This window comes from Vibrio jasicida 090810c (genome assembly GCF_002887615.1).
Taxonomy (GTDB): Bacteria; Pseudomonadota; Gammaproteobacteria; order Enterobacterales; family Vibrionaceae; genus Vibrio; species Vibrio jasicida.
The window spans coordinates 1,348,130-1,371,267 of sequence record NZ_CP025792.1 but is presented as its reverse complement, the minus strand read 5'-3'; the positions used below and the strand labels follow the sequence as shown (position 1 = coordinate 1,371,267).

Annotated in this window: 21 protein-coding genes; 14 read left to right on the top strand and 7 right to left on the bottom strand. The window is 45.2% G+C overall.

The features are described from left to right. Nucleotides 1–331: 331 nt before the first annotated feature. Both nagE and glnS read left to right on the top strand, forming a co-directional pair. Entirely contained in the window at nucleotides 332–1,906 is a 1,575-nt protein-coding gene (nagE, locus tag C1S73_RS06375; protein WP_038865705.1) for an N-acetylglucosamine-specific PTS transporter subunit IIBC, read from the top strand. Nucleotides 1,907–2,142: 236 nt separating this feature from the next. Next, nucleotides 2,143–3,813 (top strand): glutamine--tRNA ligase, encoded by a 1,671-nt coding sequence (glnS, locus tag C1S73_RS06370; RefSeq protein WP_038865703.1) that lies wholly within the window; start codon nucleotides 2,143–2,145, stop codon nucleotides 3,811–3,813. 53 nt (nucleotides 3,814–3,866) lie between these two features. Here glnS and C1S73_RS06365 read toward each other — a convergent pair whose 3' ends face one another. After that, the gene (locus C1S73_RS06365) at nucleotides 3,867–4,454 is read right to left on the bottom strand and encodes a type II secretion system protein (RefSeq protein ID WP_038865701.1); all 588 of its coding nucleotides are present in this window, start codon (nucleotides 4,452–4,454) and stop codon (nucleotides 3,867–3,869) included. A 71-nt stretch (nucleotides 4,455–4,525) separates the two neighbouring features. After that, nucleotides 4,526–4,975 (bottom strand): ferric iron uptake transcriptional regulator FcrX, encoded by a 450-nt coding sequence (gene fcrX, locus C1S73_RS06360; RefSeq protein ID WP_010643296.1) that lies wholly within the window; start codon nucleotides 4,973–4,975, stop codon nucleotides 4,526–4,528. A gap of 199 nt (nucleotides 4,976–5,174) precedes the next feature. On the opposite strand from fcrX, the gene C1S73_RS06355 reads away from it, so the two are divergent. After that, entirely contained in the window at nucleotides 5,175–5,678 is a 504-nt protein-coding gene (locus C1S73_RS06355) for a DUF4442 domain-containing protein (protein ID WP_038865698.1), read from the top strand. A gap of 54 nt (nucleotides 5,679–5,732) precedes the next feature. Here C1S73_RS06355 and fldA read toward each other — a convergent pair whose 3' ends face one another. The 3 genes from fldA to C1S73_RS06340 form a co-directional block, all read right to left on the bottom strand. Further along, nucleotides 5,733–6,266, bottom strand: a complete 534-nt coding sequence (gene fldA, locus C1S73_RS06350) for a flavodoxin FldA (RefSeq protein WP_038865696.1) — start codon at nucleotides 6,264–6,266, stop codon at nucleotides 5,733–5,735. 48 nt (nucleotides 6,267–6,314) lie between these two features. Continuing rightward, nucleotides 6,315–6,536 carry a DUF2788 domain-containing protein gene (locus C1S73_RS06345; RefSeq protein ID WP_005446406.1) on the bottom strand — a complete coding sequence of 74 codons (222 nt, stop codon included), beginning with the start codon at nucleotides 6,534–6,536 and terminating at the stop codon, nucleotides 6,315–6,317. A gap of 112 nt (nucleotides 6,537–6,648) precedes the next feature. Next, nucleotides 6,649–7,416, bottom strand: a complete 768-nt coding sequence (locus C1S73_RS06340; RefSeq protein ID WP_038865695.1) for an alpha/beta fold hydrolase — start codon at nucleotides 7,414–7,416, stop codon at nucleotides 6,649–6,651. Between the two features lie 92 nt (nucleotides 7,417–7,508). On the opposite strand from C1S73_RS06340, the gene seqA reads away from it, so the two are divergent. Together seqA and pgm are read left to right on the top strand one after the other, a co-directional pair. Then, a complete protein-coding gene (gene seqA / locus C1S73_RS06335; RefSeq protein WP_038865694.1) occupies nucleotides 7,509–8,051 on the top strand; it encodes a replication initiation negative regulator SeqA in 543 nt (180 codons plus the stop codon). 92 nt (nucleotides 8,052–8,143) lie between these two features. Then, nucleotides 8,144–9,790: a phosphoglucomutase (alpha-D-glucose-1,6-bisphosphate-dependent) gene (gene pgm, locus C1S73_RS06330; RefSeq protein WP_038865692.1), complete on the top strand. Its 1,647-nt coding sequence runs from the start codon at nucleotides 8,144–8,146 to the stop codon at nucleotides 9,788–9,790. A 211-nt stretch (nucleotides 9,791–10,001) separates the two neighbouring features. On the opposite strand, the gene C1S73_RS06325 is transcribed toward pgm, so the two are convergent. Next, complete coding sequence (locus C1S73_RS06325; RefSeq protein ID WP_038865690.1) at nucleotides 10,002–10,754, bottom strand: DUF1853 family protein; 753 nt, start codon at nucleotides 10,752–10,754, stop codon at nucleotides 10,002–10,004. Nucleotides 10,755–10,886: 132 nt separating this feature from the next. Here C1S73_RS06325 and C1S73_RS06320 point away from each other — a divergent pair, with 132 nt between their 5' ends. Further along, nucleotides 10,887–11,645: a Nif3-like dinuclear metal center hexameric protein gene (locus C1S73_RS06320; RefSeq protein WP_038865688.1), complete on the top strand. Its 759-nt coding sequence runs from the start codon at nucleotides 10,887–10,889 to the stop codon at nucleotides 11,643–11,645. 180 nt (nucleotides 11,646–11,825) lie between these two features. Here the strand turns inward: C1S73_RS06320 and C1S73_RS06315 are convergent, their stop codons facing one another. Continuing rightward, nucleotides 11,826–13,115 carry a citrate synthase gene (locus C1S73_RS06315; RefSeq protein WP_038865686.1) on the bottom strand — a complete coding sequence of 430 codons (1,290 nt, stop codon included), beginning with the start codon at nucleotides 13,113–13,115 and terminating at the stop codon, nucleotides 11,826–11,828. A 395-nt stretch (nucleotides 13,116–13,510) separates the two neighbouring features. Here C1S73_RS06315 and sdhC point away from each other — a divergent pair, with 395 nt between their 5' ends. The 8 genes from sdhC to sucD all read left to right on the top strand — a co-directional run bounded on the left by sdhC (nucleotide 13,511) and on the right by sucD (nucleotide 23,136). Then, nucleotides 13,511–13,903, top strand: a complete 393-nt coding sequence (sdhC, locus tag C1S73_RS06310) for a succinate dehydrogenase cytochrome b556 subunit (protein ID WP_005446421.1) — start codon at nucleotides 13,511–13,513, stop codon at nucleotides 13,901–13,903. Beyond that, nucleotides 13,897–14,241, top strand: a complete 345-nt coding sequence (sdhD, locus tag C1S73_RS06305; RefSeq protein ID WP_038865684.1) for a succinate dehydrogenase, hydrophobic membrane anchor protein — start codon at nucleotides 13,897–13,899, stop codon at nucleotides 14,239–14,241. The genes sdhC and sdhD overlap by 7 nt, the downstream gene beginning before the upstream one ends. Then, the gene (sdhA, locus tag C1S73_RS06300) at nucleotides 14,242–16,008 is read left to right on the top strand and encodes a succinate dehydrogenase flavoprotein subunit (protein ID WP_038865683.1); all 1,767 of its coding nucleotides are present in this window, start codon (nucleotides 14,242–14,244) and stop codon (nucleotides 16,006–16,008) included. 18 nt (nucleotides 16,009–16,026) lie between these two features. Next, a complete protein-coding gene (locus tag C1S73_RS06295; RefSeq protein WP_038865681.1) occupies nucleotides 16,027–16,737 on the top strand; it encodes a succinate dehydrogenase iron-sulfur subunit in 711 nt (236 codons plus the stop codon). Nucleotides 16,738–16,830: 93 nt separating this feature from the next. After that, nucleotides 16,831–19,656: a 2-oxoglutarate dehydrogenase E1 component gene (gene sucA, locus C1S73_RS06290; RefSeq protein ID WP_038865679.1), complete on the top strand. Its 2,826-nt coding sequence runs from the start codon at nucleotides 16,831–16,833 to the stop codon at nucleotides 19,654–19,656. Between the two features lie 28 nt (nucleotides 19,657–19,684). Beyond that, a complete protein-coding gene (gene odhB / locus C1S73_RS06285; RefSeq protein WP_038865677.1) occupies nucleotides 19,685–20,893 on the top strand; it encodes a 2-oxoglutarate dehydrogenase complex dihydrolipoyllysine-residue succinyltransferase in 1,209 nt (402 codons plus the stop codon). 204 nt (nucleotides 20,894–21,097) lie between these two features. After that, entirely contained in the window at nucleotides 21,098–22,264 is a 1,167-nt protein-coding gene (gene sucC / locus C1S73_RS06280; protein WP_038865676.1) for an ADP-forming succinate--CoA ligase subunit beta, read from the top strand. Continuing rightward, nucleotides 22,264–23,136, top strand: a complete 873-nt coding sequence (sucD, locus tag C1S73_RS06275) for a succinate--CoA ligase subunit alpha (RefSeq protein ID WP_038865674.1) — start codon at nucleotides 22,264–22,266, stop codon at nucleotides 23,134–23,136. The genes sucC and sucD overlap by 1 nt, the downstream gene beginning before the upstream one ends. The last annotated feature ends 2 nt before the right edge of the window (nucleotides 23,137–23,138 follow it).

The window sequence follows — 23,138 nt, the reverse complement described above, 5'->3', positions numbered from 1 at the left end:
TGAAAAATAATAAATGAATTAGTTTTTATGATTGTTTTCCAGAGCGAAGTTACTGCGAATCATCTGTAGAGATACCAAAATAACACTGATTCTGTCTTGCATAAAGTGCGAGAATCTTATCTCTAAAACGCCATTTTTTCGTATAATAAAATAAGTTTTATGATCTCGCTAGCAAAAACCTTCCCAAAGGGCTGTTTCTGGTGATTATGATCACAAACAATGAGCTTTTAATTTGCGGAGCAAAATTAATATCATAAACTGGTAGCGACTAAATTGAACGACTGAAATAAGTCATTCGACAAAACATAAAATCCTATAGGGGGAACTTAAGGTGAATATTCTTGGATACGCGCAGAAGTTAGGTAAAGCTCTTATGCTTCCTATCGCAACGCTTCCAGTTGCAGCGCTTTTACTACGTTTGGGTCAACCTGACCTTTTAGACATTGCGTTTATGGCATCAGCTGGTAATGCAATCTTTAGTCAACTACCACTACTATTCGGTCTAGGTATCGCGATCGGTCTTTCTAAAGACGGTCAAGGTGCTGCTGGTCTAGCAGGTGCAGTTGCTTACTTCGTGCTAACTGCTACTGCAGCGACAATTGATGCAAGTGTTAACATGTCATTCTTCGGCGGTATCATTGCAGGTATCATCGCTGGTCACTCTTACAACGCTTTCCATGCTACTCGTCTTCCTGAGTGGTTGGCATTCTTCTCTGGCAAACGTCTAGTACCAATCATGGCGGGTCTATTCTCGCTTGTAGCTGGTGCTCTTGCTGGTGTTGTATGGCCAACAATTCAAGGCGGTCTTGACGCGCTAGCGCACGCAGTTTCTACTTCTGGTGCTATCGGTCAGTTCGTTTACGGCACGCTTAACCGCGCACTTATCCCTGTAGGTCTACACCACGTACTAAACTCGTACTTCTGGTTCGGTATGGGTACGTGTCAAGAAGTTCTAGTATCTGGCGCAACTGCTGCTGGTCAAGCACTTCCTGCTCTACAACAGCTTTGTGTTGACCCAGCTCTAGCTAAGACTCTTGTTGCTGGTCAAACTCACACATTCGAATTCGCTAACTCTGTAACTCCAGAAATCACAGCAACAGTTAAAGAAGTAACTGAAACGCTTAAATCTGGTGACCTACACCGCTTCTTCGGCGGCGATAAGAGCGCTGGTGTATTCATGAACGGCTTCTTCCCTGTAATGATGTTCGGTCTACCAGGTGCGGCACTAGCTATGTACCTAGCAGCACCAGTTGAGAAACGCAGCCAAGTTGGTGGCGCACTATTCTCAGTAGCGTTCTGTTCATTCCTAACAGGTATTACAGAGCCTCTAGAGTTCATGTTTGTGTTCCTTGCTCCTGCTCTATACGCAATGCACGCCGTGTTTACTGGTCTATCTCTAGTACTTGCAAACATGCTTGGCACGCTACATGGCTTTGGTTTCTCTGCGGGTCTAATCGACTTCGTACTGAACTACGGTCTAGCTACTAAGCCTCTAGTGCTTCTTGCTCTAGGTCTAAGCTTCGGTGCTCTATACTTCTTCACATTCAGCTTCGCAATCCGCGCATTCAACCTGAAATCGCCAGGTCGTGAAGATGACGATGAAGATGCATCTGCTGCTCCAGCTGGTGATGCACCAAAAGGTGACCTAGCTCGTCAATACCTGAAAGCACTAGGTGGTCACGACAACCTAACTTCAATTGACGCATGTATCACTCGTCTACGTCTTACTCTTAAAGACCGCTCAGTCGCTGACGAAGCTGTTCTTAAGAAACTTGGTGCGAAGGGTGTGGTTAAGCTAGGTGAAAACAACCTACAAGTTATCCTTGGTCCTCTTGCAGAAATCGTTGCTGGTGAAATGAAAGCAATCGGTGCAGGTGAAGACCTATCAGATGTAAAACTTCCTTAGTAACATCTTAAAGACTCTCTATAAAAGACCTCCTTCGGGAGGTCTTTTTTTGTTTCAAGCGTTTCAATATGCTTTGGTTTCCACCTAAGTAGAGAAATATTGCCTTTTTAACGACGGTTCTTGTTGTCTAATCGCTAAGAATTGTGGATCATTAGGAACAATGCACTCTGCAAATCCAACCTTGGTTGTGGAGTTCTGTTTTCTCTGACAATACTAATATTTTTGAGGTGCTATAGATGAGTGAAGCTGATGCTCGTCCATCAAACTTTATTCGCCAGATTATTGATAAAGATCTAGCGGATGGTAAACACACTAGCGTGCATACTCGATTCCCGCCGGAGCCGAACGGTTACCTGCATATCGGTCATGCTAAGTCTATCTGTTTGAACTTCGGTATTGCTCAGGACTACCAGGGTCAATGTAACTTGCGTTTTGACGATACAAACCCTGAAAAAGAAGACATCGAATACGTTGAGTCTATCAAGAAAGATGTAAACTGGTTGGGCTTCGAGTGGGATGGTGAAGTATGTTACTCATCAAACTACTTCGACAAGCTTTACGAATATGCAATTGAATTGATTAATAAAGGCTTAGCGTATGTTGATGAGCTAAGTCCTGAGCAGATTCGTGAATACCGCGGTACGCTAACGGCTCCGGGTAAACCAAGCCCATACCGTGATCGCCCAATCGAAGAAAACCTAGCGCTATTTGAAAAAATGCGTGCAGGTGAGTTCGAAGAAGGCAAAGCGTGTCTTCGCGCTAAGATCGACATGGGTTCTTCATTCATGGTAATGCGTGATCCAGTTATCTACCGTGTACGTTTTGCGACTCACCACCAGACTGGTGATAAGTGGTGCATTTACCCAATGTACGACTTCACACACTGTATCTCTGATGCATTAGAAGGCATTACGCACTCTATCTGTACTCTTGAGTTCATGGATAACCGCCGTCTGTACGACTGGGTTCTAGACAACATCACGATTGATTGCCGTCCACACCAGTACGAATTCAGTCGCTTAAACCTTGAATACACAGTGATGTCTAAGCGTAAGCTAAACCAACTAGTGACTGAGAAATTGGTTGATGGTTGGGATGACCCACGCATGCCAACCGTATCTGGTCTGCGTCGCCGTGGTTTTACTTCTGCATCTATTCGTGAGTTCTGTAAGCGTATCGGTGTAACGAAACAAGAGAACATGATTGAGTTCGGTTCACTAGAATCTTGTATTCGTGATGATCTAAACGAAAACGCACCACGTGCGATGGCCGTTCTAGATCCAGTTAAGATCGTTATCGAGAACTTTGAAGAAGGTGCGGTAGAAACTCTGACGGTTGCTAACCATCCAAACAAACCTGAAATGGGCGAGCGTGAAGTGCCATTCACTCGTGAAGTTTGGATTGAGCGCGAAGATTTCCGTGAAGAAGCAAACAAGAAGTACAAGCGCCTTGTTCTAGGTAAAGAAGTACGTCTACGTGGCGCATACGTGATCAAGGCTGAACGCATCGAGAAAGACGCGGAAGGCAACATCACGACAATCTTCTGTACTTACGATGCTGAAACGCTAGGTAAGAACCCGGCAGATGGCCGTAAAGTGAAAGGCGTAATCCACTGGGTATCAGCAGACAAAGCATTGCCTGCAGAAATCCGCATGTACGATCGTTTGTTCACAGTACCAAATCCAGCGGCTGCGGATGACTTTGCTGCGACAATCAACCCAGAATCACTAGTGGTTCTAAACGGTTTTGTTGAGCCAAGTCTAGCAACGGCAGAAGCGGAAACAGGTTATCAGTTTGAGCGTATGGGTTACTTCTGTGCAGATTCAAAAGATTCTTCAGCAGATAACCTAGTATTCAACCGTACGGTTGGCCTACGTGATACTTGGGCGAAAATCGAGAACCAATAATCTCAATACCTCGCTAATAAAAATGCCAGCAAATTGCTGGCATTTTTTATGTCCTATGGTAGACGAGAGGGCTTTGATGTCGTTACCGTTCCCGCTTTTGAGTCGTACCATATGACAAAGCTTGAGTTCTCGGGAGTTCGTTCGTAACCTTTTTTTGTATACGTGTAATAGCAAACGGATTGGTGGGAGTCATTGTCTCTGATACGGCGCGTTATAAAATCAAACCTATCGTTCGCATTCCGATTATTCGATAGCGAGTATTCATCACCTAATAGAGCTTGCCATACGGCAATACATCCTGCGTTCCCTTGGCCAATATTGTATGGGTTACCAATATTCCCACTGGCGTTGCCTTTGTTTGTTCCTAAAGGGTAGCCAAATTCATTGACATCCAATTCTCCGCCACCATAGCCATCTATATTTTGCTGTGCTGCTGGTGTCCCCCCGTTAACTAACCACTGGCTTTGGGTGAACTTAACTGCCGTTTCAAATTGGTCTGCGATGGCTTTCATCTTGGCTTCGTAGGCGTCATCCTGAAGGTTTAGGAATCGCGGTGCGGCTACAACAGCCAGTATCCCAAGAATAACAATTGCAATAATCAGTTCGAGTAAGGTAAAGCCACAAGAATTCCTTTTCTTCATTGCTTGTCTCCATAAAAAAACGCCAGCCGAAGCTGACGTTTAGAGTCTTTATTAATAAAAAGCGTTACTTTTTATTTTGCAGGCTTGTGCGCGTCAGGATTCGTCTTACAAGAGCCATCGCTACATTTACCGTATAGGTACAAGCTGTGGTTAGTAAGCGTAACATTGTACTTAGCTGCGATTTCTTTTTGACGTTCTTCAATCACGTCATCTGAAAACTCAATTACTTCACCACAGTCTAAACATACTAAGTGATCGTGGTGATGTTGAGTTGACAGTTCAAATACTGATTTACCGCCTTCGAAATGGTGGCGAGTAACAATACCAGCATCATCAAATTGGTTTAATACACGATAAACGGTTGCTAGACCAATCTCTTCACCTAGATCGATTAGCTTTTTGTACAAATCTTCAGCACTGATGTGCTGGCAGTCTGGCTGCTGAAGTACTTCTAGAATTTTTAGCCTTGGAAGGGTTACTTTTAAGCCCGCATCCTTCAGCGCCTGATTATTATCTGACATATACTTTCCCGTTGGATCATCTGCAGCGATTTAACAGAATTCAATATTCCTACCATTATAGGCGAAGCGTACTGAACATTAAACCACGAACTTCAAAGGGTTAATAGATTCTTTTTGTAAATTAGAAACAGGTCGATTATATTACAGATCAGACCAGTTACATTTTTATAACATTGCATCGCAAAGGCTATGGATAGGTATGAATAAGCGACTTGCCAAGATTTATAGACCAGGGATTGTTAAGTTTGCGCTTAATATTTGGCCGCCATTTTGGGGCTCAGGTATCAAAATCTTACATATTTCTGAAGACTTTCGAACGGTTAACGTTCGTTTGAAGCTCCGTTGGTGGAATAAAAACGCAAATCGTACCCAGTATGGCGGTAGTATCTTCTCGCTTACGGACCCAATTTATTCTCTGATGTTGATGGGCATTTTACGGGAAGAGTATTTTGTGTGGGATAAAGAGGCGAGTATCAACTTCATCAAACCGGGACAGAGTGATTTATTTGCTGAGTTTGAAGTAACAGAAGGAATGCTAGCTGACATTTACCAAATGACTCGTAACGGTGAAAAGTGCTTTCCAGAGTTTATTACCTATGTGAAAGACGAAGAAGGTAATGTCGTATCGGAAGTGCAACGGAAGTTGTATGTGAGGAAGAAACCTCAATATCGAGAAGAAGAGGTCGCAACGGAAGCTTCTTGATAGACAGATACAAAAAGACCTCCAAGGTGGAGGTCTTTTTCAATAGGTGCTGTATTAGCCTTCAAGCTCAGCTAAGCACATCTCTTCATAGATTTGCTTAACCCAGTTTTCGACACGTTCATCAGTCAATTCTGGTTGACGATCTTCGTCGATACATAGGCCAACAAACTGGCTATCGTCGCCTTCAACAAGTGCTTTAGACGCTTCAAACTCGTAACTTTCAGTTGAAGTGTGGCCAAGGATAGTACCGCCTTTTGCTTCAACGATGTCACGAACTGTACCCATCGCATCACAGAAGTACTCTGCGTAATCTTCTTGGTCACCACAACCAAAGATAGCGACTAGCTTTGTTGAGAAGTCTACTTGCTCAAGCTCAGGGAAGAAATCATCCCAATCACATTGCGCTTCACCGTAGTACCACGTAGGGATACCTAGAAGAAGAAGATCAAAGTTATCAATGTCTTCTTTGCTGCTTTTTGCGATGTCTTGAACGTGAACTAGTTGTTTACCTAGTTGCTTTTGAATCATCTTTGCAACGGCTTCAGTATTACCTGTGTCGCTACCGAAGAAGATACCTACACTTGCCATAGAGTCTATACCTTTACATTGTTTGTTACTGGCGATGGGGAGAAGAGCTTAACCAAGCCCTGTGCCTTCCCAACTGAGCTGAATCAGGCCTTTCGCGATGAAACCAGCGCAGCCAAGGAAAAGGACTAACCACACAATACGACGACCAAAAACAGGTACGTTACCTTGTTTTAGCACATCTTTTATTGCCATCCCGATGAAAAAGAAGATAGCAGCAAAAAGCAGATCGAGCCCAATCGACTCGAGCATGTCCATATAGTCGTATAGCATTGTCGTCCTTCATGCCAAAAATTCTTGGGCGCACTATACCACTGTTAAACAGTAAAGTTAATGCACAACAAGAAGGGTTATTTCAATAATCTGGCGTTGTTTTTCGAATTTGTTAACTCGAAATATATTTCCTGATCACACGCATTACTTCAGCGGGTTTCTCTGCATGTAACCAGTGTCCGGTATTGGCGATAATGTGTGCTTTTGCGTTGTTAAACTGACGCTTAACAGCAGGCTGATGCTCAGGCATTAGGTAGTCTGAATCTCCACCTTTAACAAACAGAGTTGGAATATCTGTGGTAGCAATTTCTTGCCAGCCAATAATCTGATCATAATTGTTGAATAAGCTTGCGACATTAAAGCGCCAATCCATTTTGTCACCGTTCCTATACAGCGACTTCGACAAAAATTGTCTTACGCCGTCCATTTCAATGTGTTGAGCAAGAATATCCATGGTTTGTTGGCGATTACTTGGTTGTTCTTTGACTACCGCTTGTAGACCACGAAATACATTGTCGTGACGATTTGTGTTGTAGGCAACTGGTGCCATGTCTAAAACGATCAGCTGTTTTATTAATTCAGGAGCGACATCTGCTAGTTTCATTGCAACCTTACCACCCATAGAGTGGCCGATTACTAACGCAGGCTCGATGTCGATATTGTGAAGTAAATCAGCAACATCTTGCGCCATGACTTCATAGTTGTGTGTATCTGAATGGAAAGAGAGACCGTGATTTCGTAGATCAATGCTGATCACGGAATGATCTTGGACGAGGTCGCGAGCCAGTAAACCTAGATTACTGAAACTGCCAAACAATCCATGAATCAAAACAACCGTTTGGCCTTGGCCTTCCTGCTTATAGTTGAGTAATGCTGACATTTTATCTTATTCGTGATGGGTTTAACGTGGAGTATCCGCGAGGATCTCGTTATAATCCCCCAGAGTTTAAACATTGAGAATGTGAAAAGCGAATGAAAACAATTGAGGTTGATGAGGATCTATACCGTTACATTGCGGGTCAAACCAAGCATATCGGTGAAAGTGCCTCGGATATTTTACGACGCCTTTTGAACCTTGATGGTCAGTTGCAGGAAGCCGTCGTTGCACCTGTAATCGAGCAGCCACAAGGGATTGTAGTAAGTAAAGATGCTGGTAAAACAGAATCAGTGGATACCGTAAAAGAGATGCGTTCTCTACTGATTTCTGATGAGTTTGCTGGCCTTAAGAAAGCGATTGATCGCTTCATGTTGGTTCTATCAACCTTACACACGTTAAATCCAGAGAGCTTCTCTCAAGCAACGAAAGTAAAAGGGCGCAAGCGCGTTTACTTTGCTGATAATGAAGATACTCTGCTAGCAAATGGCAATACCACCAAGCCTAAAGCAATTCCTGGTACGCCATTTTGGGTAATCACTAATAACAACACCAGTCGCAAGCGACAGATGGTTGAGCAGGTGATGACCCATATGGAATTCCAGCCTGACTTGATAGAGAAAGTAACAGGTTCAATCTAAGAAACCTGATAGAAGCCTCATAATGTGTAGCGTATAGCGGATATTATGAGGCTTTTTTGATTTTATTTGTATTTAAAGAAAGGATGTCAAACATGGCTATGCACCCTCGTGCTGGGCAAAAAGCGCAGCAGGAAGATCTTCATAATATCCCAGCACTCGTTGCTAACTACTTCTTACTTCAACCTGATGCATCAAATGCAGAGCATAACGTTCAATTTGGTACTTCTGGTCACCGCGGTACCGCGGACAAGCACACCTTTAACGAAAACCACATTTTAGCTATCGCTCAAGCGGTCGCAGAAGTTCGTGCTGAGCAAGGTACAACAGGTCCACTGTTTGTGGGCAAAGACACGCACGCGCTATCTGAACCAGCGTTTTCAAGTGTGATTGAAGTATTGATTGCAAACGGTGTGACAGTGATTGTCCAGCAAGACAACGGCTACACGCCAACGCCTGGTATTTCACACGCGATTCTGACTTATAACATCAAGCATGATGACAAAGCAGATGGCATCGTGATTACCCCATCTCATAACCCACCTCAAGACGGCGGTATCAAATACAACCCAACGCACGGTGGTCCAGCTGAAGCAGAGCTAACTCAGGCTATCGAAGATCGTGCAAACGCACTGATTGCTGAAGGTCTACAAGGCGTTAAACGCCTACCGTTAGCTGAAGCAAAAGCATCTGAGCTGTTTGTAGAGATGGATTTGGTGAAACCATACATCGACGATTTAGTGAACGTTATCGATATGGAAGCAATCCAAAAAGCAAACTTGAAGATTGGTGTAGATCCATTGGGCGGCAGCGGCATCGATTACTGGCGTCAAATTGGTCAGGCATACAACCTAGACCTAACGCTAGTAAGTGAAGCGATTGATCCTTCTTTCCAATTCATGTCGCTAGATAAAGACGGCGTTGTACGTATGGACTGTTCTTCTCCTTACGCAATGGCGGGTCTATTGGCGCTGAAAGATGAATACGATTTAGCATTTGGTAACGATCCTGACTACGACCGTCACGGTATCGTTACGCCAAAAGGTTTGATGAATCCGAACCACTTCTTAGCGGTTTGTATCGACTACCTATACCGTCACCGTGACGCGTGGGGTAAAGATGTCGCTGTTGGTAAAACGCTAGTTTCAAGCGCCCTGATTGACCGTGTTGTTGCGGATCTAGGTCGTGAGCTATGTGAAGTGCCTGTTGGCTTCAAATGGTTTGTGGACGGTCTGTACACTGGTAAGTTTGGTTTCGGCGGCGAAGAAAGTGCTGGTGCGTCTTTCCTTCGTAAAGATGGTACGCCTTGGTCAACAGACAAAGATGGCATCTTGCTATGTCTTCTAGCGGCAGAGATCACTGCGGTAACGGGTAAGAACCCTCAAGATTACTATGAAGAGCTTGCGGCGAAGCACGGTGAGTCTAAGTACAACCGTATTCAAGCTGTAGCAAATGGCCCACAAAAAGACGTACTGAAGAAGTTGTCACCAGAAATGGTTGCGGCTGAGACTCTAGCTGGTGATGCAATCACTGCTCGTCTGACGCACGCTCCAGGTAATGGTGCAGCGATTGGTGGTCTTAAAGTAACGACAGCGAATGGTTGGTTCGCTGCACGTCCATCAGGCACTGAAGACATCTACAAGATTTACTGTGAAAGCTTTAAAGGTGAAGAGCACCTGAAACAAATCGAAGCCGAAGCACAAGAAATCGTTAATCAAGTATTTGCAGCCGCTGGTTTGTAATTCAAACGATTAAGGTTCGAAAGGGTCGACATTGCGTCGGCCCTTTTTTGTTTGTGAAGAGGAAACGCTGCGCTTCGAGAGTCGGGAGCGCTTAGCTTTAGGAATCGAGAGGTGCTCGTTGAGAGTATAGTGAAAAGGTATTTCGATTAAGAAGGTGTTTACCGAACTTGTTCCCAGAAAAGCAAAATAAAATCGTTTCCTGTTTCCTGTTTTAGTTCGGCCAAGTATCCGGTACAACAAACCAAAATTGACCACTCTTTGTTTGAGCGTGAATAAACCTATCTGATGGTTTATCGATGGGTTCCAAGAACTCCTCATTGCCAATTGCCCATAGTGGTTTGGAAAGAGCATATAAAGGTTCTTTAATCCCTTCCCATTGGCTTTGATAACACCAATTGCCGGATATTTGGCTTTGGTTCAGCTCGTAACCTAAACAGGTTGTAGGGGTTGGCTCGTCTGAAAAAGGATTTACATAGAGGCGACCTTGCATCAGCAAGTGTTCGCTCGGTACAACGTCTAACGGTAACTGCTGGTGGAACTCTTCTCTCTGGCTCATTTTTAGTTGGTGGGTAAGCATGCGATCGAGTTTCTTATGCAGTTGGTCGTGTGCATTCGGGCCATACCAAATGCCTTCATTCAGTAAGTAAAATTTGATGGCCACTTCCCAATGCTCGTATTGTTTGGTTTCCTGATTCTCGAGGATCAAATCGACGGCGCCAATTGTGCGGCCAGTCGTGTCGTTGAGTTGAATCTCTTCAGCAACCAGTTCATATCGAGGTGAGCAAGTCAGTAGCTTGGTGCAAAGGTGTTGGTAAAGGAAGCCAAGTCGTGGATTGCCATCGTAATCTTCATTATCCGATAGAGGTGGTGTCAGAATGTCTTCGACGGTGACAAAGGGCGTTTGAAGTTTAAAAAGTGGTGGGGTGCTAGCAATCCATTGATAGAAACGTTGTAGAGAATTCATCCATGATCCTTGTTGTCGCGGGCAGAGCCTTTCTATTGTATCGAAATTTATTCTGGTTGGGGATGCCACAACTAGCATCCTGATCGCGGTTCGATATACACTTTGTTTAAGCCACAAGTATTGGAAGTAACAATGAATAATTTACAGCTGGAAAAGATCCTTAACGAGAAATTATCGCCGCAACTTATTAAAGACTACGCACCGAATGGAATGCAAGTTGAAGGCAAATCAGAAATCAAACGCATCGTGACAGGCGTAACGGCCTCACAAGCATTGATCGATAAAGCCATCGAGTTAGAGGCTGATGCACTGCTTGTTCATCACGGATATTTTTGGAAAGGTGAAGCAGAACCAATTCGTGGTATGAAAGGAAAGCGTATTCGCAGTTTGATCAAAAGTGACATCAACCTTTACGGCTACCATTTACCGCTAGATATTCATCCTGAGTTGGGTAACAACGCAGAGTTGGCACGCTTGCTAGACATTGAAGTGGAAGGTGGCTTAGAAGGACACCCTCAATCTGTCGCCCTGTTTGGCCGCTTAAAACAAGCAATGACTGGCACTGACTTCGCGAATAAAATCAATCACGTATTAAACCGTGAACCTTTGCATATCGCGCCTGACAATGCAGAAAAAATGATTGAGACAGTAGGTTGGTGTACCGGTGGTGGTCAAGACTTCATTGAGCTTGCTGCTCAACATGGATTAGATGCATTTATTTCGGGCGAGATCTCAGAACGTACGACTTACACCGCTCGTGAATTGGATATTCATTACTTCTCTGCAGGTCACCACGCAACCGAACGTTATGGCATTAAAGCGTTGGGTGAATGGTTAGCGCAAGAGCACGGGTTAGACGTCACGTTTATCGATATTGACAACCCAGTATAAAAGGGACAGGCTTCGCCCTGTGAGATGCGAAAGTGTTAAGCAATTATTTCTCGCATCTCGAAGCGAAGCGTTCCATAGAGCGTAGCTCGTTCTCATCTCTTCAAAATAGAAAGGGTTGACGCTTTCACGTCAACCCTCATATTTACTCGATTCTCGATTCTCGATTCTCGATTCTAACGCCTACTCACGCTCGTGCAGTGGAGAGAACTCACGTTGAGTTTCACCAGTGTATAGCTGACGAGGACGGCCGATACGGTTTAGTGGGTCGCTGTGCATTTCGTTCCAGTGAGCAATCCAACCGATAGTACGAGAAATCGCGAAGATAACCGTAAACATCGATACAGGAATACCGATTGCTTTTAGGATGATGCCTGAGTAGAAGTCTACGTTCGGGTATAGCTTCTTAGACACGAAGTATTCGTCAGAAAGAGCAATACGTTCAAGTTCCATTGCAACGTCTAGCAGTGGATCCTTGATGTTTAGCTCTTTTAGTACTTCGTGACATGTTTCACGCATTACCGTTGCACGTGGATCGTAGTTTTTGTAAACGCGGTGACCGAAGCCCATTAGACGGAATGGATCATCTTTGTCTTTTGCACGCTCTACGTACTCTGGGATGTTATCTACGCTTCCGATCTCTTCAAGCATCTTCAGACATGCTTCGTTTGCACCACCGTGCGCAGGACCCCATAGAGAAGCAATACCTGCGGCAATACATGCGAACGGGTTCGCACCAGAAGAACCGGACAAACGAACCGTTGATGTTGATGCGTTTTGTTCGTGATCTGCGTGAAGTGTGAAGATCTTATCCATCGCACGAGCAACAACAGGGTTTACTTCGTATTCTTCACATGGGTTTGCGTACATCATGTGTAGGAAGTTTTCTGCGTAGCTTAAGTCGTTACGAGGATAGATAAATGGCTGACCGATAGAGTACTTGTAACACATCGCCGCCAATGTTGGCATTTTAGACAGTAGACGGTACGCCGCGATCTCACGGTGCTCGTCGTTGTTGATATCGAGTGAATCGTGGTAGAAGGCCGCTAGTGCACCAACCACACCACACATTACTGCCATTGGGTGTGCATCACGTCGGAAGCCATGGAAGAAGCTTGCGATTTGTTCATGCACCATCGTATGGCGAGTAACCGTTGTTTTGAATTGCTCGTATTGCTCACGGGTAGGGGCTTCACCATAAAGCAGGATGTAACATACTTCCAAGTAATCTGCGTTGTTGGCTAATTGATCAATCGGGTAGCCGCGGTGCAAAAGAATACCTTTGCCGCCGTCGATGTACGTGATTGATGATTCACAAGATGCAGTGGCAAGAAAACCTGGGTCAAAAGTAAAGTAACCATTGGCTCCCAGTTTACGAACATCAATCACAGGTGTACCTAGCGTACCGTCCATAATTGGCAGTTCGATCGGCGCATGACCTTCAACGTGAAGGGTAGCTTTCTTATCCGCCATAACAATCTCCTTTGTTTATTATTTAATCCGTCCAGGATGTTTATGTGCCATTTTTGTACTGTTGTTAAAGCTTAAAGTCAATTTTTCTCCATTTTTGTGTGCACTTGTTATGATTTTTCTCATGAAAATCGTTAAAAATCTGTTCTATGTAGCATAATTTGTTACATCAATTGTATTAGAATGTTGCTGGCCGTATATTGGCACAGAAAATTTTAGTTAAATCCTTATAAATTCGGGGCTGGAAACAAAAGTGAGGTTTGTTTACTGACTCCGTTTGTTAACAAAGTGTTTACAATTATCTCCGAACATATTGCGAGTATTTGTTAGTCAAATGTTAACTTTTGTACGTTTGGAAGCTGAAATTGGTTATAACAATAAATGCTCAATGGAGCTGAGTGAGCAAGCCCGTGAAAGAAAGAAAGTCAAGACCTGTTAATTTAGATTTACAGACCATCCGCTTTCCCATCACAGCAATCGCGTCCATCCTACATCGTGTGTCGGGTGTGATTACGTTTGTTGCGGTGGGCATATTGCTTTGGTTACTGTCCATTTCTCTGTCATCCCCGATGGGTTTTATGGAAGCCGCTGATATCGTCGATAGCTTCTTCGTGAAATTTATTCTGTGGGGAATTCTAACTGCACTTGCCTACCACATCGCTGGTGGTGTCCGTCACCTGTTGATGGACCTAGGCCATTTCGAAGAACTCGATTCAGGCGCGATGAGCGCTAAAGTCGCATTTGGTGCTACTGCAGTATTATCACTATTGGCGGGGATCTTGGTATGGTAAAACACGTCTCTTCATTTGGTCGTAATGGTGTCCACGATTTCTTATTGATTCGTGCATCAGCAATCATTATGACGCTATACACGATTTATCTGATTAGCTTCTGCGCTTTCTCAGATATCTCTTACGCATCTTGGACCCAATTCTTTGGTGGTACGTTCACCAAAGTTTTCACCATGTTGGCCTTAGTCTCAATTCTAATTCACGCGTGGGTTGGTTTGTGGCAGGTGTTAACGGATTACATTAAGCCCGCGATACTTCGTGGTGCATTGCAACTTGGTGTTATTGCCGTTTTATTCGGCTATGTCTTCTCTGGTCTATTTATTCTGTGGGGTGCGTAAGTGTCTATTCCAGTTCGTGAGTTTGATGCCGTAGTAATCGGCGCTGGTGGTGCGGGTATGCGCGCTGCACTACAAATTTCGGAGCAAGGCCTGTCATGTGCGTTGCTATCTAAAGTTTTCCCAACACGTTCACACACTGTTTCTGCTCAAGGTGGTATTACGGTCGCGCTAGGTAATGCGCACGAAGATCATTGGGAACAGCACATGTACGATACGGTTAAAGGTTCTGACTATATCGGTGACCAAGACGCAATCGAATACATGTGTAAGAACGGCCCTGAATCTGTTATCGAGCTAGAGAAAATGGGTCTTCCTTTCTCTCGTTTTGATAACGGCACTATTTATCAACGCCCGTTTGGTGGCCAGTCAAAGAACTTTGGTGGCGAGCAAGCTGCGCGTACAGCGGCAGCGGCTGACCGTACTGGTCACGCACTCCTGCACACGCTATACCAACAAAACATCAAGCACAAAACAACGGTATTCTCTGAGTGGTATGCTCTTGATATCGTTAAAAATGAAGATGGTGTTGTTCTAGGTTGTACGGCGCTATGCATGGAAACGGGTGAAGTGTGCTACTTCAAATCGAAAGCAACCATCTTAGCAACGGGTGGTGCAGGTCGTATTTACGCATCAACGACTAACGCGCACATCAATACTGGTGATGGTGTTGGTATGGCACTTCGTGCTGGCGTCCCAATGCAAGATATGGAAATGTGGCAGTTCCACCCAACGGGTATCGCTGGCGCAGGTGTTCTTGTAACCGAAGGTTGTCGTGGTGAGGGTGGTTACCTTCTAAACAAGGACGGCGAACGCTTCATGGAGCGTTACGCACCAAACGCGAAAGACCTTGCTGGTCGTGACGTGGTTGCACGTTCAATGATGATTGAAATCCGTGAAGGTCGAGGCTGTGATGGCCCTTGGGGTCCACATATTAAATTGAAACTTGATCACCTAGGTAAAGATACACTGGAGTCTCGTTTACCGGGCGTTTGTGAGTTGTCTCGTACATTTGCGCACGTTGATCCGGTCAAAGAGCCAATCCCAGTAATTCCTACGTGTCACTATATGATGGGTGGTATTCCTACTCAGGTATCAGGCCAAGCGATTAAGCAAGATGAAAGCGGCGCGGATGTTGAAGTTCAAGGCCTATTCGCTTGTGGTGAAATTGCATCAGTATCAGTACACGGTGCTAACCGTCTTGGCGGTAACTCACTACTAGACTTGGTGGTATTTGGTCGTGCAACAGGTCTGCACTTAGGTGAAACTCTGCTTAAACAAGCTGATGCGAAACCTGCAACTGAAGCAGACATTGAACGTTCACTAGAGCGTTACAACCGTTGGGAAAATAGCACTGACGGTGAAGATCCAGCGCAAATTCGTAAAGACCTACAACAATGTATGCAAAACAACTTCTCGGTATTCCGTGAAGGTGATGCAATGGCTAAAGGTCTTGAGGAGCTTAAAGTTATCCGTGAGCGTCTGAAGAACGCACACCTTGCTGACAAATCGACAGAGTTCAACACTCAACGTATTGAGTGTCTAGAACTAGAGAACTTGATGGAAACAGCATACGCAACAGCTGTAGCAGCAAACTACCGCACAGAAAGCCGTGGTGCACATGCTCGCTTTGACTTTCCAGACCGTGATGATGAGCAGTGGCTATGCCACTCAATCTACAACCCGGAAACGGAAGCAATGGCTAAACGTGGTGTAAACATGGAGCCAATCCATCGTGAAGCATTTCCGCCAAAAGCACGTACGTACTAAGGAAAGGAGGGTAATATTATGAAACTGAATTTCTCTTTGTACCGCTACAACCCGGATGTCGACCAAAAGCCGTACATGAAAGACTACACGCTTGAGGTCGAAGAAGGATCAGACATGATGCTTCTGGATGCCTTGATCCTTTTGAAGGAGCAAGACCCTAGCATTGCATTCCGTCGTTCATGTCGTGAAGGTGTGTGTGGTTCTGATGGCCTTAACATGAATGGTAAAAACGGATTAGCGTGTATTACACCTTTATCTGCTTTGAAAGGCGATAAGCTCGTCATTCGACCATTACCTGGTCTGCCTGTTGTACGTGATCTTATCGTAGACATGACTCAGTTCTACGATAACTATGCGAAAGTTAAGCCTTTCTTGATTGACGATGGTGCTCTTCCACCGTCTCGTGAAAACTTACAATCGCCTGATGAGCGTGCGCATCTAGATGGCTTGTACGAATGTATTATGTGTGCATGTTGTACGACATCTTGTCCGTCTTTCTGGTGGAACCCTGATAAATTTATCGGCCCTGCTGGTCTTTTAGCGGCCTATCGTTGGTTAATTGATAGCCGAGATACAGCGACTGATGAACGTTTGTCCGATCTTGATGATGCATTTAGCGTTTTTCGTTGCCATGGCATCATGAATTGTGTAAGTGTTTGTCCTAAGGGGCTAAATCCAACGAAAGCCATCGGTCATATCAAGTCGATGTTGGTCAATCGTTCGATTTAATTAACAACAAAAAATTGCCGACCTAAATGGGTCGGCTCTTAATAGCTCGGCGCAGACCGCAGCAAACGTGAAAACTACTGGTTAAGGGAAAATATGCACAACGGCGTGATGAAGGCATGGCTCGAGTCTTCACACTTGGCTGGCGCCAATGCAACGTATGTAGAAGACCTCTACGAACTGTATCTAAGTGACCCCGATCTGGTAAGTGAGGAGTGGAAACGTGTATTCGATGAGTTGCCAAAGAACTCAGAAGAAGTGGCTGATCAGCCACACTCGCGTGTCCGCGACTACTTCCGACGACTCGCTCAAGAAACAAAGCATTACAGTGTCCAAGTTAGTGATCCAGATGTCGACGCTAAGCAAGTAAAAGTTCTCCAGCTTATCAACGCATACCGTTTCCGCGGTCATGAAGCTGCAGAGCTCGATCCTCTAGGTCTATGGCAACGTCCACCTGTGGCGGAGCTAGACCCTGCATTCCACAATCTCACCGAAGATGACTTCGCAGAAACTTTTAACGTAGGTTCTTTCGCCGTCGGCCAAGAAACCATGCAGTTAAAAGATATCTACTCAGCACTTAAGAAAACCTACTGTGGTTCGATTGGTGCAGAATACATGCACATGACAGACACAGAACAAAAACGTTGGATTCAACAGCGTTTAGAGTCTGTCGTTGGTCAGCCATCTTTCGATAAAGACGAAAAGCGTACATTTCTTGAGGAGCTAACGGCTGCTGAAGGTCTAGAGCGTTACTTGGGCGCAAAATTCCCAGGGGCGAAACGCTTCTCGCTAGAAGGTGGCGATGCACTGATTCCGATGACGAAAGAACTGATTCGACATGCTGGTACAAGCGGTATGCGTGAAGTTGTGATCGGTATGGCTCACCGCGGACGTTTAAACATGTTGGTTAACGTTCTAGGTAAGAAGCCACAAGATTTGTTCGATGAGTTTGCGGGCAAGCACGATGATACATGGGGTACTGGCGATGTTAAGTACCACCAAGGTTTCTCTGCTGACTTTGCGACGCCAGGTGGTGATGTTCACCTTGCGTTAGCCTTTAACCCATCTCACCTTGAGATTGTAAATCCAGTAGTTATTGGCTCTGTACGAGCTCGTCAAGATCGCTTAGGTGATTTTGAGGGCAGTCGCGTACTTCCTATTACTATTCATGGCGACTCTGCGATCGCAGGACAGGGTGTGGTTGCCGAGACGTTCAACATGTCTCTTGCTCGTGGCTTCTGTGTTGGTGGTACGGTGCGTATTGTTGTAAACAACCAAGTTGGTTTTACAACATCAAACCCTCGCGATACACGCTCTACCATGTACTGTACAGATATCGCTAAGATGGTGCAGGCTCCGATTTTCCACGTTAATGCTGATGATCCAGAAGCGGTAGCATTCGTTACCCGTATTGCACTGGATTACCGTAATGAGTTCAAACGTGATGTTGTCATTGACTTGGTTTGTTACCGTCGTCATGGTCACAACGAAGCCGATGAGCCAAACGCAACTCAGCCATTGATGTACCAAAAAATCAAGAAGCACCCAACGCCTCGTAAGCTTTATGCAGATGTACTGATCGATAAAAACGAATCAGACATTGAAGTCGCGACGCAATTGGTCAATGAATACCGCGACGCGCTAGATAAAGGCGAAGTTGTGGTGAAAGAATGGCGTCCAATGGCGTTGCATTCGGTTGACTGGTCTCCATACCTTGGTCACGACTGGGATGTGGATTGGGACAACAAATTTGATGAGACTCGCCTTAAAGAGCTTGGTCAGCGCCTAATTCAATACCCTGATAGTCATAAACTGCAAAGCCGCGTAAACAAGCTTTATAACGATCGTTCTGCAATGATCAGTGGTGAAAAAGCAATTGACTGGGGCATGGCTGAGACTCTGGCATACGCTACGATCGTTGATGACGGCAAGCGTATTCGTATCTCGGGTCAGGATTCTGGCCGTGGTACGTTCTTCCACCGTCACTCTGTTTTGCATAACCAAAATGATGCAAGTACATACATTCCGCTGGCGAATATTCATGACAAACAAGGTCCATTCCAAGTGTTTGACTCTGTGTTGTCAGAAGAAGCAGTATTGGCGTTTGAGTACGGTTATGCAACAGCAGAACCAAGTGGTTTGACTATTTGGGAAGCTCAATTCGGTGACTTTGCAAACGGCGCACAAGTCGTGATTGACCAGTTCATCTCATCAGGTGAACAAAAATGGGCACGCCTATGTGGTCTAACGATGTTGCTACCTCACGGCTATGAAGGTCAAGGTCCTGAGCACTCATCTGCGCGTCTTGAGCGTTATCTACAATTATGTGCTGAACAGAATATGCAGGTTGTAGTGCCATCTACGCCAGCACAGGTTTATCACATGATTCGTCGCCAAGTGGTGCGCCCTATGCGTCGCCCACTGATTGTTATGTCACCTAAGTCGCTACTGCGTCATCCACTTTGTACTTCAACGTTGGAAGAATTGTCTGATGGCACATTCCAACCAGCGATTCCTGAGATTGATAATCTGGAACCGAGCAAACTGAAACGTGTTGTGTTCTGTTCAGGTAAGGTTTACTTCGACCTTCTAGAACAACGTCGCAACAACGAACAAGATGATGTTGCTATTGTACGTGTTGAGCAACTGTACCCATTCCCTCTGGATGAAGTACAAGCTGCCATCGAACAATACACGAATGTTGAAGATTTTGTTTGGTGTCAGGAAGAGCCTCAAAACCAAGGTGCTTGGTACTGCAGTCAACACAACTTCCGTGCTGCAATTCCAGCAGGTGCAGATCTTAAATACGCAGGTCGCCCAGCTTCTGCTTCGCCAGCAGTAGGCTACATGTCGGTGCACTTGAAACAACAAAAAGCGTTGGTTGAAGACGCTCTGAACGTGAACTCAAAAACTTCGAATTAAGAACTAGAAGTTAAAGGAAGAAACAGATATGACAATTGAAATTCTGGTTCCAGATTTACCTGAATCAGTTGCTGACGCAACCGTAGCGACATGGCACAAACAACCAGGCGACGCGGTAGAGCGTGATGAAGTTCTGGTTGATATCGAAACCGATAAAGTTGTGCTTGAAGTTCCAGCTCCGGAAGCTGGCGTTTTAGAAGCCATTATTGAAGTAGAAGGTGCGACGGTACTTTCTAAACAACTGCTTGCAAAGCTTAAGCCAGGCGCGGTAGCGGGTGAGCCGACAACAGACTCAACAGAAGACAAAGAAGCGTCTCCTGATAAGCGTCACAAAGCAACGCTGACAGAAGAGAGCAACGATGCGCTAAGCCCAGCGGTTCGTCGTCTTCTTGCTGAACACGGTCTTGAAGCTAGCCAAGTGAAAGGCTCTGGTGTTGGCGGTCGTATTACTCGAGAAGACATTGAAGCGCACCTTGCAAATGCAAAAGCGGCACCAAAAGCGGAAGCTCCGGCAGCCGTTGAAGCGCCTGCAGCGGCTCGCAGCCAAAAACGTGTTCCAATGACGCGTCTGCGTAAGACAGTCGCAAACCGTCTTCTAGAAGCGAAGAACAACACGGCAATGCTAACCACGTTTAACGAAGTGAACATGAAGCCAATCATGGACCTTCGTAAGCAATACAAAGACCAGTTCGAAGAACGCCATGGTACTCGCCTTGGTTTCATGTCTTTCTACGTGAAAGCAGTAACAGAAGCACTAAAACGTTACCCAGAAGTGAACGCATCTATCGATGGTGATGATATCGTTTACCACAACTACTTCGACATCAGCATGGCAGTTTCTACGCCACGTGGTCTAGTGACGCCAGTTCTAAAAGACTGTGACACACTAGGTTTCGCTGACATCGAAAAAGGCATCAAAGAGCTAGCAATCAAAGGCCGTGACGGCAAGTTAACCGTTGATGAACTGATGGGCGGTAACTTCACTATCACCAATGGCGGTGTATTTGGTTCATTGATGTCTACGCCAATCATTAACCCACCACAATCGGCAATCTTGGGTATGCACAAAATCCAAGAGCGTCCAATGGCGGTTGATGGCAAAGTAGAAATCTTGCCGATGATGTACCTAGCACTATCTTACGACCACCGTTTGATTGATGGCCGTGAGTCAGTGGGCTTCCTGGTAACCATTAAAGAGCTACTAGAAGATCCAGCACGTCTGTTATTAGACGTTTAATATCGCTAAAACGTCGAGTTATCCTTGATGGCTCGACGTCTACAGCATCCAAGGCTAGACTGGCTCAGCGTCTGGCCTTCATTTGAACTGCCCCCGATATAAAATTATAAGCAGTTGATTTGAGAAGACCCTACAGACGTACCGCATGAAGCGGCGTTATGGAAATAATAAATCCCCTAAGGGATAAACAAACGGAATATCAAAATGAATTTGCACGAATACCAAGCCAAACAGCTGTTTGCAGAATTCGGTTTGCCTGTACCAGAAGGCTACGCATGTGATACGCCACAAGAAGCTTTCGAAGCGGCGGGTCGCATCACTACTGAAAAGAAAGTCGTTAAATGTCAGGTTCACGCTGGTGGTCGCGGTAAAGCGGGCGGCGTAGAACTACACGATACAAAAGACGGCGTAAAAGAATTCGCACAAAAATGGCTAGGTAAGAACTTGGTTACTTACCAAACAGACGCAAATGGTCAGCCTGTTACTAAAATCCTTGTAGAAGAAGCATCTAACATTGCGAACGAACTTTACCTTGGTGCGGTTGTAGACCGCGCAACTCGTAAGATCGTTTTCATGGCTTCGACTGAAGGTGGTGTAGAAATCGAAAAAGTTGCGGAAGAAACGCCGGAGCTAATCCATAAAGCGGCAATCGATCCACTTGTAGGCCCTCAAGCTTACCAAGGTCGCGAGCTAGCGTTCAAACTTGGCCTTGAAGGCGATCAAATCAAACAATTCGTTAAGATCTTTATGGGTCTTGGCGCGATGTTCTCTCAGTACGACCTAGCGCTACTAGAAATCAACCCGCTTGTCATTACAGGTGAAGGTAACCTTCTTTGCCTTGACGGCAAAATTAACATTGACTCAAACGCAATGTACCGTCAGCCAAAGCTTCGTGAAATGCACGATCCTTCACAAGAAGACGAGCGTGAAGCACACGCAGCTCAGTGGGAACTGAACTACGTAGCTCTTGATGGCAACGTTGGCTGTATGGTTAACGGTGCAGGCCTTGCAATGGGTACGATGGATATCGTAAACCTACACGGCGGCAAGCCAGCAAACTTCCTTGATGTAGGTGGCGGCGCGACAAAAGAGCGTGTAGCTGAAGCATTCAAGATCATCCTTTCTGATGACAATGTTAGTGCAGTACTAGTAAACATCTTCGGTGGTATCGTTCGTTGTGACATGATCGCTGAAGGTATTATCGGTGCGGTTAAAGAAGTAGGCGTAACAGTTCCTGTAGTTGTTCGTCTAGAAGGTACAAACGCAGACCTAGGTCGCGAAGTACTTGCGAATTCTGACGTTGATATCCTTGCAGCTGAATCTCTAACAGATGCTGCTCAGAAAGTTGTTGCTGCTGCGGAGGCTAAATAATGTCTGTATTAATTAACAAAGACACTAAAGTAATCTGTCAGGGTTTCACTGGCGGTCAAGGTACATTCCACTCAGAGCAAGCTATCGCATACGGTACGCAAATGGTTGGTGGTGTATCTCCTGGTAAAGGTGGTCAAACTCACCTTGGTCTTCCTGTATTCAACACAGTACGTGAAGCTGTAGAAGTAACTGGCGCGACAGCAACCGTTATCTACGTACCAGCACCTTTCTGTAAAGATGCAATCCTAGAAGCGATTGACGCAGGTATCGAGCTGATCGTAACGATCACTGAAGGTATCCCAACAACAGATATGATCGACGTTAAAGTGAAGCTAGAAGAAACTGGCGTTCGCATGATCGGTCCTAACTGTCCAGGTCTTATCACTCCAGACGAGTGTAAGATTGGTATCATGCCTGGTCACATCCATAAGAAAGGTAAAGTAGGTATCGTATCTCGCAGCGGTACTCTTACTTATGAAGCAGTTAAACAAACAACAGATGAAGGCTTCGGTCAGTCTACATGTGTTGGTATCGGTGGTGACCCAATCCCAGGTTCAAACTTTATTGATATCCTAAAACTGTTCCAAGAAGACCCGGAAACTGAAGCAATCGTAATGATTGGTGAAATCGGTGGTACTGCGGAAGAAGAAGCTGCGGCGTTCATCAAAGAGAACGTAACTAAGCCAGTGGTTTCTTATATTGCAGGTGTTACTGCTCCTCCTGGTAAACGTATGGGGCACGCAGGTGCGATCATCTCTGGTGGTAAAGGTACTGCTGAAGACAAATTCACAGCTCTAGAAGCGGCAGGCGTAAAGACTGTTAAATCTCTAGCAGAGATTGGCAAAGGTCTACGTGAAGTGACTGGTTGGTAAGA